Below are 14,828 nucleotides of genomic sequence, written 5' to 3'. Positions count from 1 at the left end.
CAACTCCGGATTGACGACCCGAAGCCTGTCCGGATAAAACTTGAGTGAGCCTCACTCAACTTCGCTGATGGGCGCACATCGCCCACACAGCCACAGGCAGCACCAACGCAGGAGGGAAAGACACCATGGCGCGCACGGTCGGGATCGACCTGGGTACGACCAACTCGGTCGTCGCGGTCCTCGAGGGTGGTGAGCCGACGGTCATCGCGAACTCGGAGGGTGCCCGCACCACCCCGTCGGTCGTCGCCTTCGCCAAGAACGGCGAGGTGCTGACGGGACAGCCCGCCAAGAACCAGGCGGTCACCAACGTCGACCGCACCATCCGCTCGGTGAAGCGGCACATGGGCACCGACTGGAAGACCGACATCGACGGCAAGCAGTACACGCCGCAGGAGATCAGCGCGCGGGTGCTGATGAAGCTGAAGCGGGACGCGGAGGCGTACCTGGGTGACGAGGTCACCGACGCCGTCATCACCGTTCCCGCGTACTTCGAGGACGCGCAGCGCCAGGCCACCAAGGAGGCAGGCCAGATCGCGGGCCTCAACGTGCTGCGCATCGTCAACGAGCCCACGGCCGCCGCGCTCGCCTACGGTCTCGACAAGGGCGAGAAGGAGCAGACCATCCTGGTCTTCGACCTCGGTGGCGGTACGTTCGACGTGTCGCTGCTGGAGATCGCCGAGGGCGTCGTCGAGGTGCGGGCCACCAGCGGTGACAACCACCTCGGTGGCGACGACTGGGACCAGCGCATCGTCGACTGGCTGGTCGAGAAGTTCAAGGCCTCGCACGGCATCGACCTGACCAAGGACCGGATGGCGCTCCAGCGCATCAAGGAGGCCGCCGAGAAGGCCAAGATCGAGCTGTCGAGCTCCAGCACGGCCAACATCAACCTGCCGTACATCACGGTGGACGCGGACAAGAACCCGCTGTTCCTCGACGAGACGCTGTCGCGGGCCGAGTTCCAGCGCATCACCTCCGACCTGCTGGAGCGCACCAAGGCTCCGTTCAACAACGTGGTGCGTGACGCCGGCATCTCCGTGGCCGACATCGACCACGTCGTGTTGGTGGGTGGCTCCACGCGGATGCCCGCCGTCTCCGAGCTCGTCAAGGAGCTGACCGGCGGCAAGGAGCCCAACAAGGGCGTGAACCCGGACGAGGTCGTCGCTCTCGGCGCCTCGCTGCAGGCCGGTGTGCTCAAGGGCGAGGTGAAGGACGTCCTGCTGCTCGACGTCACGCCGCTGTCGCTGGGCATCGAGACCAAGGGCGGGGTGTTCACCAAGCTCATCGAGCGCAACACCACCATCCCGACCAAGCGCTCGGAGATCTTCTCCACGGCCGACGACAACCAGCCGTCGGTGCAGATCCAGGTCTTCCAGGGTGAGCGTGAGATCGCGGCCCACAACAAGAAGCTCGGCAGCTTCGAGCTGACCGGCATCCCGCCCGCACCGCGCGGCGTGCCGCAGATCGAGGTCACCTTCGACATCGACGCCAACGGCATCGTGCACGTGACCGCCAAGGACCTCGGCACGGGCAAGGAACAGAGCATCAAGATCACCGGTGGTTCCGCCCTGCCCCAGGAGGACATCGAGCGGATGGTCAAGGATGCCGAGGCCCACGCGGAGGAGGACCGCAAGCGGCGCGAGGAGGCCGAGACCCGCAACCAGGCGGAGACGCTGGTCTACCAGACCGAGAAGTTCGTCAAGGACAACGACGAGAAGCTGCCCGAGGACCTCAAGGGCAAGGTCAAGTCGGCGATCGACGAGGCCAACGAGACGCTGAAGGGCACCGACACGGCCAAGATCAAGGAGGCTGTGGAGAAGCTGAACTCCGCCTCCCAGGAGCTGGCCACCGCCCTGTACGCCAACACGGGCGCCCAGGCGGGCGGTGCCGGCGCAGGTGACGGTGCCGCCGGTGGCACGTCGTCCGAGGGTTCCTCGGCCAAGGCCGACGACGTCGTCGACGCCGAGATCGTGGACGAGGACGACAAGGACAAGAAGTGACCGAGCGCCAGTCCGAGTCAGCCGACGAACGGGAACAGGAGCCAGTGGTCGTGCGGGACCGTCGAAAACTCGATCCCGAGACCGGTGAGCTGCGCGCCCAGGACGGCGCCGAGGCTGTCGCCGAGGAGGCTCAGGAGGTGCCCGCCGCGGAGGCGGACGCCTCCGGGCCTGCTGCGGACACGGCCGACGAGGCCACCGGAACCGTTGTGTCCGAAGCGGAGAAGGAGCTGGAGAAGCAGCTCCAGGAACGCACAGCCGACCTGCAGCGGGTGCAGGCTGAGTACGCCAACTACCGCAGGCGCGTCGAACGTGAGCGCGACGCCATGGCGGAGAGCGGCAGGGCCACCGTGGTGGGCGACCTGCTGCCGCTGCTCGACGACCTGGAGCGGGCCGAGGCACACGGTGACCTCACGGGTGCGTTCAAGGCCGTGGCGGACAAGTTGGTCGGCGTGCTGGAGAAGGCCGGACTCGAACCCTTCGCCAGGGAGGGCGACGAGTTCGATCCGACGGTCCACGAGGCCGTCCAGCACGACACCTCGCCCGATGTGGACGGCCCCACGGTGACCACCGTCCTGCGACGCGGTTACCGGTTCGGCGACCGCGTGCTGCGGGCGGCCCTCGTGGGCGTCACCGACCACGAACCCGCGCCCGCGGCCACCGCCGGTGGTGAGGAAGCGGCCGGTACACCGGCGAACGGCGAAGCGCCGGCCGGCGACACCGATGAGAACGCACGCTGACGCGACGTCGAAGGGAGGGGACGCCTGATGAGCGCGAGGGAATGGCTCGGTAAGGACTTCTACCGCGAGTTGGGCGTCTCCTCCGACGCCCAGGCCGACGAGATCAAGAGGGCGTACCGCAAGCTCGCCAGGGAGAACCACCCGGACGCCAACCCCGGCAACGCCGAGGCCGAGAAGAAGTTCAAGGCCGTCTCCGAGGCCTACGGTGTGCTGTCGGATCCGGAGAAGCGCAAGGAGTACGACGAGGCGCGCAGGTTGTTCGGCTCCGGCACTCCCGGCGGCTTCGGGTTCCCGCCACCGGGTGGCGGCACCGGAGGGGTCAACATCGGTGACATCTTCGGTTCGGCCGCAGGCGGAGGTTTCGGCGGGCTCGGTGACATGCTCGGCAACCTGTTCGGCCGTCGGGGCGGTGCCGCGACGTCGACCAGGGGACAGCGTGGGGCCGATGTCGAGACCGACGTCCGCATCGACTTCACCGAGGCGGTGCGGGGCGCCACGCTGCCGTTGCGGTTGTCCAGTCCCGCCACGTGCGGTACGTGCGGCGGCAACGGCGCACGGCCGGGTACGCAGCCGAGGACGTGCTCGGTCTGCAACGGCGCCGGCCTGGTGAACCGTAGTCAGGGCGCCTTCGCGTTCTCCGAGCCGTGCCGTGAGTGCCGTGGCCGTGGCACGGTGATCGACGACCCGTGCCCCGAGTGTGCGGGCGAGGGTGTCAGCACCCGCACCCGCACACTGACGGTGCGCGTGCCCGCCGGTGTGGACGACAACCAGCGCATCCGGCTGGCGGGGCAGGGTGAGCCGGGGCGCGGCGGCGCGCCCGCGGGTGATCTGTACGTTCGCGTGCACGTGAACCCACACCCGCTGTTCGGCCGTTCCGGCAACGACCTGACCATCACGTTGCCGGTGGAGTTCTCCGAGCTCGCACTGGGTGCGACCGTCACGGTGCCGACGCTGGACTCGAAGGTCTCGGTGAAGGTCCCGGCGGGCACCGGCAGCGGCCGGGTGCTGCGGGTGCGGGGCAAGGGCATCACCAAGCGAGACGGCACGCAGGGGGACCTTCTCGTCACCTTGCAGGTGGTGGTGCCCGCCAAACTGGATGACCAGGCGGCACAGGCTCTGCGAGACTACGCCGAGGCGGTCGCGAAGCACGACCCGCGGCCGGAGATCACCGCACTGTTGAGAGACAGGGAGTGAGGCTCCGATGTTCGGTTCCGGTCCATCCATCGGGTTGCCACACGGGGCTGACGAGGACACCCCGGTCTTCGTCATCTCCGTGGCGGCACAGTTGTCAGGGCTGCACGCCCAGACGCTCCGGTCGTACGACAGGCTGGGCCTGGTCAGCCCGGGACGGGCGGCCGGAGGCGGACGGCGCTACTCCATGCGTGACATCGCCCAGCTGCGGGAGGTGCAGCGCCTTTCGCAGGAGGAGGGCGTCAATCTCGCCGGGATCAAGCGCATCATCGAACTGGAGAACGAGGTCGGCGAGTTGCGGCAGCGTGTCGCCGAGCTGACCGAGGAACTCGCCGCGGCCTACGCGGCGGCGGAGCAGGCGGCCGCCGCCGTGCACGCCTCCTACCGCAGGGACATCGTTCCCGTCCGCAGGCAGAACGCACTGGTGGTGTGGCGTCCCCAGCGGTCGTGAGGCACGCGGTCACGCGGTGAGGAACGGGTCGTAGGAGATCTGGCTCGGGTGCACGCCCGTTCGCAGCAGCGCGGTCACGGTGGCCTCGATCATGCCGGGCGGACCGGACACCAGGATGTCGTGTTCCTCCCACGGTCCCCAGCGACTCACGACCTCGGCGAGTGTGCCCTGCTCGACGTCCGGAGCAGTGGAGGCGTCCTCCACCACGGGCCACACGGTCAGCCAGGGATTGCTGGTGGAGAACGAGTAGAGCTGGTCGAGCGCGTAGAGGTCGTCCCAGTGTCGCGCGCCGTAGAGCAGGGTGATCTCCGGGTTGTCGACCCAGCGACCCAGGTCGTCGATGATCGCCTGGAGCGGTGCGACGCCCGTGCCGCCCGCGACCATGAGAACCGGTCGGCCCGACTCGCGGTCGACGTTGAGGCAGCCCATCGGGGCGCCGAACTTCCACACGTCACCGGGCTGGGTGTGCCCCACGACGGCGCGGGACACCCAGCCGCCCTCGACCGCGCGCACGTGGAACTCCAGCGAGCCGTCCGCCCTGGGGGCGTTCGCAGGCGAGAGGCATCGCCACAGGCGGGGCCGTTGTGGGGTCTCGACGCTGACGTACTGCCCCGCGCGGTAGGGGATGGCCGTCTCGAGTTCGACCCGCACCAGCGCGAGATCCCAGCTGAGCCGGTGGTGTTCGGCCACGGTGCCCACCCAGTACGGTGGCTCGACACCGTCGGCCTCGGCGTCGGCCGCCGCTTCCTGCATGGCCCTCGCCACGAGCGTGTAGGCCTCCGCCCAGGCCCGTTCGACCTCGGGGGTCCAGGCCGGACCCAGGCAGTGCTTCAGCGAGCCGAGCAACGCGGTACCCGCGGCCTCGTAGTGCGCGGGAGCCAGCCCGAACTTGCGGTGGTCCCTACCGAGCTGGCGCAGCACGGGCACCAGGTCGTCGGGCCGGTGCACCGACCGCAGCACGCGGAGCAGGGCGCGCACGGCGCGCCCGTTCTCCGCCTGCATGCTCACGGGAAAGAACTCCCGTGCGGACGGCGAGAGGTGGAACAGGAGGCGGTAGAACTCCTGTTCCACCTCTTCGCGGTAGGGCTGGGCGAGCTGCCAGCTCCGCTCGATGTTCTCGACGAGGTTGGTCACGGCGGGCGGCGCTTCGCGAGGTGGGGCCAGTTCGGGAATGGGACTGATCCGGTTGTCTGTCATCAGCCCGCCTCACAGCGTCCGCGCCGAGCGCGAGTAGTACGCACTGCCACGCAACACCCTGGCTCCTTCTGTCACACCCGACGAGTCGTCGACAACAGTAAGTCTGCCGGAGAACCGGCGACATCCGGTGGAGGAGGACCCACACACGGGTCGACCCCCGAGGTCGTCAGCGACCGGTGTGGCCGAGCAGGACGGCCTTCGGGGGTCGATCGCCGTCGGGTGCCGAGCGGTGAGGAGACCTCAGCTCTTCACCTTCTCCACCTTCTTCACCTCACCCGAACGCAGCTTCGCGGCGAAGTCCTTCACCTCGTTCTTCACCACCGGCACGAGCAGGTACAGGCCGATGATGTTGAACAGTGCCAGCAGGAACAGCACGGCGTCGGCGAAGGACAGCACGCTGCCCAGCGTGAGCACGCAGCCCGCGACGATGAACAGGCAGAAGATCACCTGGTACACGCGCTCGCTGACGCGGGACTTGCCGAAGAGGAACGCCCACGCCTTCTGGCCGTAGTAGCCCCAGGTGATCATCGTGGAGATCGCGAAGAGTGCCACGGCGATCGTGAGGATGTAGGGGAACCAGGGCAGCACGGTGGCGAAGGACTCGGACGTCACGGTGACACCGTCGGCGGTCTCGCCGTTCTGTACGTACGCGAGCTTGGCGTCCTCCCAGAACTGGGTCTTGGCGATCACGATCGTCAGCGCCGTCATGGTGCAGACGACCACGGTGTCGATGAACGGCTCCAGCAGGGCGACGTAGCCCTCGGTGATGGGGTTCTTGGTCTTCACCGCGGAGTGGGCGATGGGAGCGGAGCCCAGGCCGGCCTCGTTGGAGAACGCCGAACGCTGGAAACCGACGATCAGGGCACCGATCGCGCCACCGACGACGCCTTCGGCGCTGAACGCGCCGGAGATGATCTCACCGACGGCGGCGGGAACCGAGGTGAAGTTGACGAGGATGACGATGAGACACGCGGCGATGTAGATGATCGCCATGGTGGGCACGAGGCGGCTCGTCACCGCGCCGACCGACTTGATGCCGCCGATGATGACCATGCCGACGAGGATCGCCAGGATCACGCCGAAGACGAACGCCGCGCCGTCGCCGCCGAGGAAGCCCTCCTCGCCACCCGTGACGTCACGGAGCTGGGCGAAGGTCTGGTTGGCCTGGAACATGTTGCCGCCCGCGAGCGCGAAGAACAGCAGCATGATCGCCGCCAGGACCGCGAGGACCTTGCCGAGTCCGGCACCGAAGCCGTTGTTGAACCGTTCGGCGAGACCTTTGCGCAGGTAGTGCATCGGGCCGCCGGAGACGGTGCCGTCCGCGTGCACCTCGCGGTACTTCACCCCCAGGGTGCATTCCACGAACTTGGTGCACATGCCGAGCAGGCCCGCGACGATCATCCAGAAGGTCGCGCCCGCGCCACCGATGGTGACCGCGACACCGACACCGGCGATGTTGCCGAGACCGACGGTGCCGGACACCGCCGAGCTCAGTGCCTGGAAGTGGTTGATCTCGCCGGGCTCGTCCTTGTCGGTGTACTTGCCGCGCACGATGTCGACGGCGAGTTTGAACTTCCGGAACTGGACGAAGCCGAAGTAGATGGAGAACACCGTGGCGGCGAGGACCAGCCAGGCCACGATCCACGGGAACGAGATGCTCCCGATGGTGACCTCTCCGAAGACGAAACCGGACAGGGCGTCGGTGACGGGTTGGAAGACGCTGTTGATGTTCTCCTCGACGGAACCGAGGAAGCCCTCCTCGGCCGCGAGGACCTGGGTAGTCGAGTCTCCCGCGTCGGCCGGTGGACCTGACGAGGCGGTAACGCTGGTGATAACAGCCATGGTCCGGTAGTTGACCCCAAAGGGTGGCCTGTGACAAGGGTAACAAGCCATCTGTTACCCATTGTTACCGCCAAACTCCACGATCGTGGCCCCTTGAGTGGAACAGGCTCAACTTTTCTGACGTTAATGATGTCGAAGAGGGTCTTCACACACACCAGAGGTGAGGGATGGACGCTTTCAACCCGACCACGAAAACGCAGCAGGCGATCTCGTCGGCGGCGCAGGCCGCCACCATGGCGGGTAACCCGGAGATCTCGCCCGCCCACCTGCTGGGCGCGCTGCTGTCCCAGAGTGACGGGCTGGCCTCCCCCCTGCTCTCGGCCGTGGGTGCCGACGTCGACCTCGTCCGCAAGGAGCTGGAACCGATCACGTCGGCACTGCCGTCGGCCACGGGGGCCACCGTCTCGTCGCCGCAGTTCGACACGTACGCCGTGAAGTCGTTGACCCACGCCCAGAAGCTCGCCACCGAGTTGGGCGACGAGTACGTCTCCACCGAACACGTGCTCGTCGGGCTGGCCGCCGAGGGCGGGCCGGTGGCGAGTCTGCTGAAGCGGCACGGGGCCACACCCGACGCGCTGCGGGACGCGTTCACCAAGGTCCGCGGTTCGGCGCGGGTGACGACGCCCGAGCCCGAGGGCACGTACAAGGCGCTGGAGAAGTACGGCGTCGACCTCACCGAGCGCGCCAGGGCAGGCGAGCTGGACCCGGTGATCGGCAGGGACGCCGAGATCCGCCGGGTCGTGCAGGTGCTGTCGCGGCGGACCAAGAACAACCCCGTGCTCATCGGCGAGCCCGGCGTCGGCAAGACCGCGATCGTGGAGGGGCTGGCCCAGCGCATCGTCGCGGGCGACGTGCCCGAGTCGTTGCGCGGCAAGCGGGTGGTGGCCCTGGACCTCGGTTCGATGGTGGCGGGCGCCAAGTACCGCGGTGAGTTCGAGGAGCGACTGAAGGCCGTCCTCAAGGAGATCAAGGAATCCGACGGCCAGGTCGTCACCTTCATCGACGAGCTGCACACGATCGTCGGCGCGGGCGCGGCGGGCGGCGGTGACTCCTCGCTCGACGCGGGCAACATGATCAAGCCGATGCTCGCGCGTGGTGAGCTGCGCATGGTCGGTGCCACGACGCTCGACGAGTACCGCGAGCGCATCGAGAAGGACGCCGCACTGGAACGGCGTTTCCAGCAGGTGTTCGTGGGCGAGCCGTCGGTCGAGGACGCCGTGGGCATCCTTCGCGGTCTCAAGGAGCGCTACGAGGTCCACCACGGTGTGCGCATCACCGACGCCGCGCTGGTGGCCGCGGCGACGCTGTCCGACCGCTACATCACGGCCCGGTTCCTGCCCGACAAGGCCATCGACCTCGTCGACGAGGCGGCTTCGCGCCTGCGCATGGAGATCGACTCACGCCCCGTCGAGATCGACGAGGTGGAGCGCGCGGTCCGGCGCATGGAGATCGAGGAGATGGCGCTGTCCAAGGAGGACGACCCGGCCTCGCGTGAGCGTCTGGAGGCACTGCGGGCCGAGCTGGCCGAGCGGCGGGAGGAGCTGAACGCGCTGACCGCGCGGTGGCAGAACGAGAAGGGCTCCATCGAGCGCGTCCGCGAGCTGAAGGAGCAGTTGGAGCAGCTCCGGGGAGAGGCCGACCGCGCCGAGCGCGACGCCGACCTCGGCCGGGCGGCCGAGCTGCGGTACGGCCGCATTCCGGCGCTTGAGAAGGAGCTGGAGGAGGCCACCCGCGCCACCGAGGAGAAGGCCGCCGACGTGATGCTCAAGGAGGAGGTCGGCGCGGACGACGTCGCCGACGTGGTGAGCGCCTGGACCGGGATCCCCGCCGGGCGGCTGCTGGAGGGCGAGACCGGCAAGCTGCTGCGCATGGAGGACGAGCTCACCAAGCGGGTCGTCGGCCAGCCCGACGCCGTGCAGGTCGTGTCGGACGCGGTGCGCCGCGCCCGCGCCGGCGTGGCCGACCCGGACCGGCCGACGGGATCGTTTTTGTTCCTCGGGCCCACGGGTGTGGGCAAGACCGAACTCGCGAAGGCGCTCGCGGAGTTCCTGTTCGACGACGAACGGGCGATCCTGCGCATCGACATGAGCGAGTACAGCGAGAAGCACTCGGTGGCCCGGCTCGTGGGCGCACCTCCCGGCTACGTGGGCTACGACCAGGGCGGCCAGCTCACCGAGTCGGTGCGCAGGCGGCCGTACTCGGTGGTCCTGCTCGACGAGGTCGAAAAAGCTCACCCGGACGTGTTCGACGTGCTGTTGCAGGTGCTCGACGACGGCAGGCTCACCGACGGTCAGGGCCGCACGGTCGACTTCCGCAACACCATCCTGGTGCTGACATCGAACCTCGGTTCGCAGGCCATCGCCGACCCGACGCTGTCGGACGCGCAGCGCAAGGACTCGGTCATGGCCGTGGTGCAGCAGCACTTCAAGCCGGAGTTCCTCAACCGGCTCGACGACATCGTGGTGTTCGGTGCGCTCGACACCGAACAGCTCGCCGCGATCGTGGACATCCAGGTGGGACGGCTCGCCAGGCGGCTGTCGCAGCGCAGGCTCACGCTCGACGTCACGCCCGCCGCGCGCGAGTGGTTGGCGATCAACGGGTACGACCCCATCTACGGGGCCCGGCCGCTGCGCAGGCTCGTGCAGTCGGCCATCGGCGACCGGCTGGCGAAGAAGCTGCTGGCCGGGGAGATCCGCGACGGCGACACGGTGCGGGTCGACACGCCGACGCTCGACACCGCCGACGACGTGTTGCAGGTCTCCCGCGTCGAATGATCGAAAATGGTCCGAACGGGTACGCCCGACACGGCCCGCTGATCTTGGTCGGCGGGCCGTGACGGCTACCCTGTATCGCCGTGGGTATTCCAGCGTGGATCTGGTTCGTCATCGCCGCCGTCGCCGCGGTCGCCGGGCTCGGCCTGTTGACCGCCGACCGGGCGCGGGAGAGTTCGCGTAACCGCGAGCGGGCACGCTGGGCGGAGCTGCGGGGCTGGCAGTACGTCGAGGAGGACGAGCGGCTGCCTCGCCAGTGGACGGGCGGCGCGATCGGCTACTTCGGCGCGCAGGGCGCCGTGAACGTCGTCGCGGGCTCCACGTTCACCTCCGACGGTCGCCGCCCGGTGTTCGTGTTCGACATCGAGGCCGACAACGTCATTCCCGCGGTCATCGTGGCCGTGCGCTGCAACCGGGTGCACCCGGTGCTGCTGGAGCTCTGGCTCGCGAGCGTGCCGTTCCAGCGGGCTGAGATGCCGGAGCTGCTGGGTCCGGTGGGTCAGCGGTACGCGTTCGCCGACGACCTCACCGCGGCCCGCGCGATGATCAGTCAGGACCTCGTGGACTCCGCGGACGCGTTGGGCGGAGACGTCGGCGTGGCGTGGCTGGAGGGCGAGTGGGTGCTCGCCAGCGTCGCACCGAACGTGGGCCCGTCGAGGCTGGAGCGCCTGCTGCGGGATCTCGGCGAGATCGCCGACATCGTCGACCCGTTCGACGACGAGGTGGAGCGGCCGAGCCTGACGAGCGGGGTGGGCGGTCCGTCCACGACCGACGCCACCGCCGAGGAGGCCCCGAAGGACTAGGGCTTGTTCCACGCTTCCCGCGTGCCAGCCGCGCGGGGAGCTTTCGCGCGGCCTCAGCCGAGTTCGAGCGTTCCCGAAAGCTGCACGCGGTCGCCGAACGGTGGTTCGTCGCCGACGGCGGTCTGCGGTTGCGGCACCGGCAACGGGTCCGCCGCCGCGGGTGCCTCCTCGGTGCGGGACTGGTCGACGGGCTCGTGCCACGAACCGTCGGGTACCGAGGGAGCGGGTTCGAGGTCGAGACCGGACAGGTCGAGCGTCCCGGTGAACCGGCCCCCGTCCTGGATCGACAGTTCCCGGTAGATCAGCGTGTGCTCCACGGGCTGGGAGCCCGCGGTGAATCCCTCGGCGTAGGAGTGTGCGTCGAGGCCCGGGACCGGCGGTTCCTGCGGGACAGCGGTGTTCGGGGCTTCCAGGGCCGCTGTGAAGCCGCGAACGAACGACAGGTAGTCGATGTCACCGTTCTCCATGTGGCTTCATTCCTCTGTCGGGTCAGCCCCGCGGTCACTCCGGTCGAAAGATACTGCCTGCCGTCCCCGGCGTGATCTCCAGGGCGGTACTTTCAGACCATGCCAGTCGCACTGATCACAGGAGCGACCGCCGGAATCGGGGCGGCGTTCGCAAGCAGGCTCGCCGCGCGGGGTCACGACCTCGTGCTGGTCGCACGCGACGAACGCAGGCTGGCCGAGCAGGCGCAACGCCTTCGCGACACCCACGGCGTCGGGGTGGAGGTCCTGCCCGCCGACCTGTCGACGCGCGACGGGATGGCCGTGGTGGAGCAGCGGCTGGCCGATCCAGGCGTGCACATGCTCGTCAACAACGCCGGACTCGGGCTCGCGGGCGAGCTCTGGACCACGTCGATGGAGCAGCTGCAACACCAGCTCGACGTCAACGTGACGGCCGTTCTGCGGCTCACGCGGGCGGCGCTGCCCGCGATGCGGGAGCGTGGTTCGGGAGCGATCGTCAACATCTCGAGCGTGGCCGGGTTCTTCTCCGGCCGGGGTTCCACCTACACGGCGAGCAAGGCCTGGGTGACGTCGTTCTCCGACGGTCTCGCCTCGGCACTGCACGGCTCCGGGGTGCGCGTGATCGCGGTCTGCCCCGGCTTCACCGACACGGAGTTCCACGAGCGGGCGGGGCTGGAGAAGAGCGGGCCGAAGGCGTTCTGGCTGTCGGCGGAGCGGGTGGTGGACGAGGCTCTCGCCGACCTGCGGCGCGGACGCGTGATCTCGGTGCCGAGCAAGCGCTACAAGGCCGTGGTGGCCGTGGGCCGGTTGCTGCCGAGGGAGCTGGTGCGCAGGCTCGGCGGACGTTTCGGCGGACGCGACCGCACCTAGTGAGCCTGTTTCCGCGAACACGCCGCTGAGGCGGACCCCCGCACGGAAACCGGTCGTGTCAGACTTGGTGTCCGTGGCGAACCCTTCCCCTTCACTCGACCAAGAGGCGAAGATCGAACTGGCTCGGCTGGTCAACGAGCTCTGTGTGGTGCACGGCAAGGTCACCCTGGCGTCCGGGGTGGAGGCCGACTACTACGTCGATCTGCGTCGGGCCACGCTGCACCACAGGGCGGCTCCGCTGATCGGCAGGTTGTTGCGTCAGCTGACGGCCGACTGGGACTTCGTGGCCGTGGGCGGACTCACCCTGGGGGCCGACCCCGTGGCCACCGCCATGCTGCACTCGGCTGCTTCCGACGGTGTGGTCCTCGACGCGTTCGTGGTGCGCAAGTCGCTCAAGGAACACGGGATGCAGCGCCGCATAGAGGGCATGGAGGTGGCGGGTCAGCGGGTCCTCGCGGTGGAGGACACCTCGACCACCGGTGGCAGCGTGCTCACGGCCGTCGACGCGTTGCGCGAGGCGGGGGCCACGGTCGTCGGCGTGGCCACCGTGGTGGACCGGGCGACGGGGGCCAAGGAGGCGATCGAGGCCCGCGGACTGCCCTACCGGTATCTGCTCGACCTCGACGATCTCGGTCTCAGCTGAGAAAAGGCCGTCGTTTTTCGACCTTGTCGTGTGATCCACCTGTCCGTTTCGGAGTACCGTTGCCCCTGATCAGGGGGATTCGACACGGACAGGTGGCCGATGCTGGGGTTTCTGACGACGCTGACGACGGGGGTCCACTTCCTGGCTCTGCTCTACATCGGTCTCGGCGGATTCCTCGCGTGGCGCTGGCCGAAATCGATCTTCGTTCACATCTTCTTCGCCCTGTGGGGTGTCGCGGTGAACGTGCTGCCGCTGTCGTGCCCGCTGACGGAGTTGGAGGACTATCTGCGGGAACTGCGTGGCCTGGAGCCGCTGCCGGGCGGGTTCAACGAGTACTACATCTACGACACGTTGTTCCCCCGCGACGTACTGCCCGTGGTGGGTGTGGGAGCGCTGGTGCTCGTGGTGTTCTCCTACGTGGGTGCCTACGTGCGCTGGCGGGCCCGTAGCGTCTCGCGGTCGTCGGACGCGAGCACAATGGCGGGGTGAACGGTCGGGCGATCCAGGATTCGGCAGGCTCGCGAGAGCAACCCGTGGAGGCGGTGGGGCCAACGGAGTGGACCCACCGGGACGACGTCGGTGTGGGCCCGTGGGAGGGGCCGTGGCCCACGGACGACCGTTACGACCCCGAACTGCTGGAACACGGTGACCGCCGAAACGTCGTCGACTTCTACCGCTACTGGCGGCGCGAGGCGATCGTGGCGGACATGGACGCGCGCAGGCATCCGTTCCACGTCGCGATCGAGAACTTCCAGCACGACCACAACATCGGCACGGTGGTCCGCACGGCCAACGCGTTCGCCGCGAAGGCGGTGCACATCGTGGGCAAGCGCCGGTGGAACCGGCGGGGCGCGATGGTCACCGACCGGTACCAGCACCTGCACCACCACGCGGACGTGTCCGGACTCGTGCGGTTCGCGGCCGAACACGGGCTGACGGTCGTGGCCGTGGACAACACTCCGGGGGCGGAGCCGATCGAGACGGTGCGGTTGCCGAGGGACTGCGTGCTGCTGTTCGGTCAGGAGGGGCCGGGACTGTCCGAGGACGCGCAGCACGCGGCGTCGCTGGTGGTGTCGATCGCACAGTTCGGAACCACGCGCTCGATCAACGCGGGAGTGGCAGCGGGCATCGTCATGCATTCGTGGGTGCGCCAGCACGCCGATCTCTCGACGGCGTGGTGACACCTTCCACGGAGGAGGCTTCCCCGCCGCCGGGGGGGGGCTCCGAGGTTCCCGCCGATGGGTCCGGCAGGAACCGGTCATTCCACGCCGAGACCTCGGAGCGGTGTGGCTCGCCGCTCCATACTCGCTCTGCCGTGAGTGAGGAGGGGCCTGTGGAAACCGTCGAGGAGCTCAGGAGCAACCGGCCCACCGAGGTCGTCGCCGCCCGATGGACGGCGGTCGTCGCCGTCGTGCTGTGGGTTCCCGTGAGTGGGAACATCTTCGCGGCTCCCACGCTGGCGGTCTGTCTGATGTTCCTGTTCGTGTTCGGCGCGTTCGGGGTGGTCAAAGGTCGTGAGGCCGGACGGGTCATGGCGACGGTGGCCGCCGTGTTGCTGAGCGTGCTCTTCCTGCCGTTCTGCTGGACCGTGCTGACCCACGGCGGGGACGGCTACAGCGTCGGGTACGCGTTGCTCGCCCTGGCCGCGATCCTGCTGGCAGGAGGCTCGGTATGGCTGATGTATCGGCCTCGCGCCAACCGCTACGTCCACCTGGTCGGTGTCGCCCTGCGCCGGACGTCGTGAGCCGACCCGTGTTGGTGGTCGGGCGCTGGTGTGCCGTTGGCCCGGATGCGGCGAGGCCTCCGGTGGATGGGTGACGACCGAGAAAGCCCGCACCACCGGGAGACCTCGCCCGGCCCGA

14 protein-coding genes are annotated in these 14,828 nt (G+C 68.7%); 11 read left to right on the top strand and 3 right to left on the bottom strand.

Annotation, left to right across the window (positions count from 1 at the left end; all coding sequences use genetic code 11):
* The first annotated feature begins 125 nt into the window (after positions 1-125).
* From dnaK to SACCYDRAFT_RS24655, 4 genes are read left to right on the top strand one after another with little or no spacing between them, the layout of a single operon-like run.
* On the top strand, positions 126-1,997 hold the full coding sequence (dnaK, locus tag SACCYDRAFT_RS24670; RefSeq protein WP_005460433.1) for a molecular chaperone DnaK: 1,872 nt from the start codon (positions 126-128) through the stop codon (positions 1,995-1,997).
* Positions 1,994-2,734 carry a nucleotide exchange factor GrpE gene (gene grpE / locus SACCYDRAFT_RS24665; protein WP_005460431.1) on the top strand — a complete coding sequence of 247 codons (741 nt, stop codon included), beginning with the start codon at positions 1,994-1,996 and terminating at the stop codon, positions 2,732-2,734. Before dnaK ends, grpE begins: the two co-directional genes overlap by 4 nt.
* A gap of 27 nt (positions 2,735-2,761) precedes the next feature.
* Positions 2,762-3,928, top strand: coding sequence for a molecular chaperone DnaJ (dnaJ, locus tag SACCYDRAFT_RS24660; RefSeq protein ID WP_005460429.1), 1,167 nt, complete (start codon positions 2,762-2,764; stop codon positions 3,926-3,928).
* Between the two features lie 7 nt (positions 3,929-3,935).
* Entirely contained in the window at positions 3,936-4,376 is a 441-nt protein-coding gene (locus SACCYDRAFT_RS24655) for a heat shock protein transcriptional repressor HspR (RefSeq protein WP_005460427.1), read from the top strand.
* A 9-nt stretch (positions 4,377-4,385) separates the two neighbouring features.
* Here the strand turns inward: SACCYDRAFT_RS24655 and SACCYDRAFT_RS24650 are convergent, their stop codons facing one another.
* Positions 4,386-5,573 (bottom strand): FAD-binding oxidoreductase, encoded by a 1,188-nt coding sequence (locus tag SACCYDRAFT_RS24650; protein WP_005460425.1) that lies wholly within the window; start codon positions 5,571-5,573, stop codon positions 4,386-4,388.
* A gap of 240 nt (positions 5,574-5,813) precedes the next feature.
* On the bottom strand, positions 5,814-7,415 hold the full coding sequence (locus SACCYDRAFT_RS24645) for an alanine/glycine:cation symporter family protein (protein ID WP_005460423.1): 1,602 nt from the start codon (positions 7,413-7,415) through the stop codon (positions 5,814-5,816).
* A gap of 167 nt (positions 7,416-7,582) precedes the next feature.
* Between SACCYDRAFT_RS24645 and clpB the strand changes: the two genes are divergently transcribed.
* Positions 7,583-10,189, top strand: a complete 2,607-nt coding sequence (clpB, locus tag SACCYDRAFT_RS24640) for an ATP-dependent chaperone ClpB (protein ID WP_005460421.1) — start codon at positions 7,583-7,585, stop codon at positions 10,187-10,189.
* Between the two features lie 80 nt (positions 10,190-10,269).
* Positions 10,270-10,989: a type III secretion system chaperone family protein gene (locus SACCYDRAFT_RS24635; RefSeq protein ID WP_005460419.1), complete on the top strand. Its 720-nt coding sequence runs from the start codon at positions 10,270-10,272 to the stop codon at positions 10,987-10,989.
* Positions 10,990-11,042: 53 nt separating this feature from the next.
* On the opposite strand, the gene SACCYDRAFT_RS24630 is transcribed toward SACCYDRAFT_RS24635, so the two are convergent.
* Complete coding sequence (locus SACCYDRAFT_RS24630) at positions 11,043-11,456, bottom strand: hypothetical protein (protein ID WP_005460418.1); 414 nt, start codon at positions 11,454-11,456, stop codon at positions 11,043-11,045.
* Between the two features lie 99 nt (positions 11,457-11,555).
* On the opposite strand from SACCYDRAFT_RS24630, the gene SACCYDRAFT_RS24625 reads away from it, so the two are divergent.
* The 5 genes from SACCYDRAFT_RS24625 (at position 11,556) to SACCYDRAFT_RS24605 (ending at position 14,710) form a co-directional block, all read left to right on the top strand.
* Positions 11,556-12,323, top strand: a complete 768-nt coding sequence (locus tag SACCYDRAFT_RS24625; protein WP_005460416.1) for an SDR family NAD(P)-dependent oxidoreductase — start codon at positions 11,556-11,558, stop codon at positions 12,321-12,323.
* Between the two features lie 55 nt (positions 12,324-12,378).
* Positions 12,379-12,966 (top strand): orotate phosphoribosyltransferase, encoded by a 588-nt coding sequence (gene pyrE / locus SACCYDRAFT_RS24620; protein WP_005460415.1) that lies wholly within the window; start codon positions 12,379-12,381, stop codon positions 12,964-12,966.
* 99 nt (positions 12,967-13,065) lie between these two features.
* Positions 13,066-13,455, top strand: coding sequence for a DUF2784 domain-containing protein (locus SACCYDRAFT_RS24615; protein WP_005460413.1), 390 nt, complete (start codon positions 13,066-13,068; stop codon positions 13,453-13,455).
* Entirely contained in the window at positions 13,452-14,147 is a 696-nt protein-coding gene (locus SACCYDRAFT_RS24610) for a TrmH family RNA methyltransferase (RefSeq protein ID WP_043536895.1), read from the top strand. The genes SACCYDRAFT_RS24615 and SACCYDRAFT_RS24610 overlap by 4 nt, the downstream gene beginning before the upstream one ends.
* Positions 14,148-14,299: 152 nt before the next feature.
* The gene (locus SACCYDRAFT_RS24605) at positions 14,300-14,710 is read left to right on the top strand and encodes a hypothetical protein (protein ID WP_005460410.1); all 411 of its coding nucleotides are present in this window, start codon (positions 14,300-14,302) and stop codon (positions 14,708-14,710) included.
* Positions 14,711-14,828: the final 118 nt, after the last annotated feature.

The sequence above is a fragment of the Saccharomonospora cyanea NA-134 genome (assembly GCF_000244975.1).
Taxonomy (GTDB): Bacteria; Actinomycetota; Actinomycetes; order Mycobacteriales; family Pseudonocardiaceae; genus Saccharomonospora; species Saccharomonospora cyanea.
This window is presented reverse-complemented; position numbering and strand designations above follow the sequence as displayed.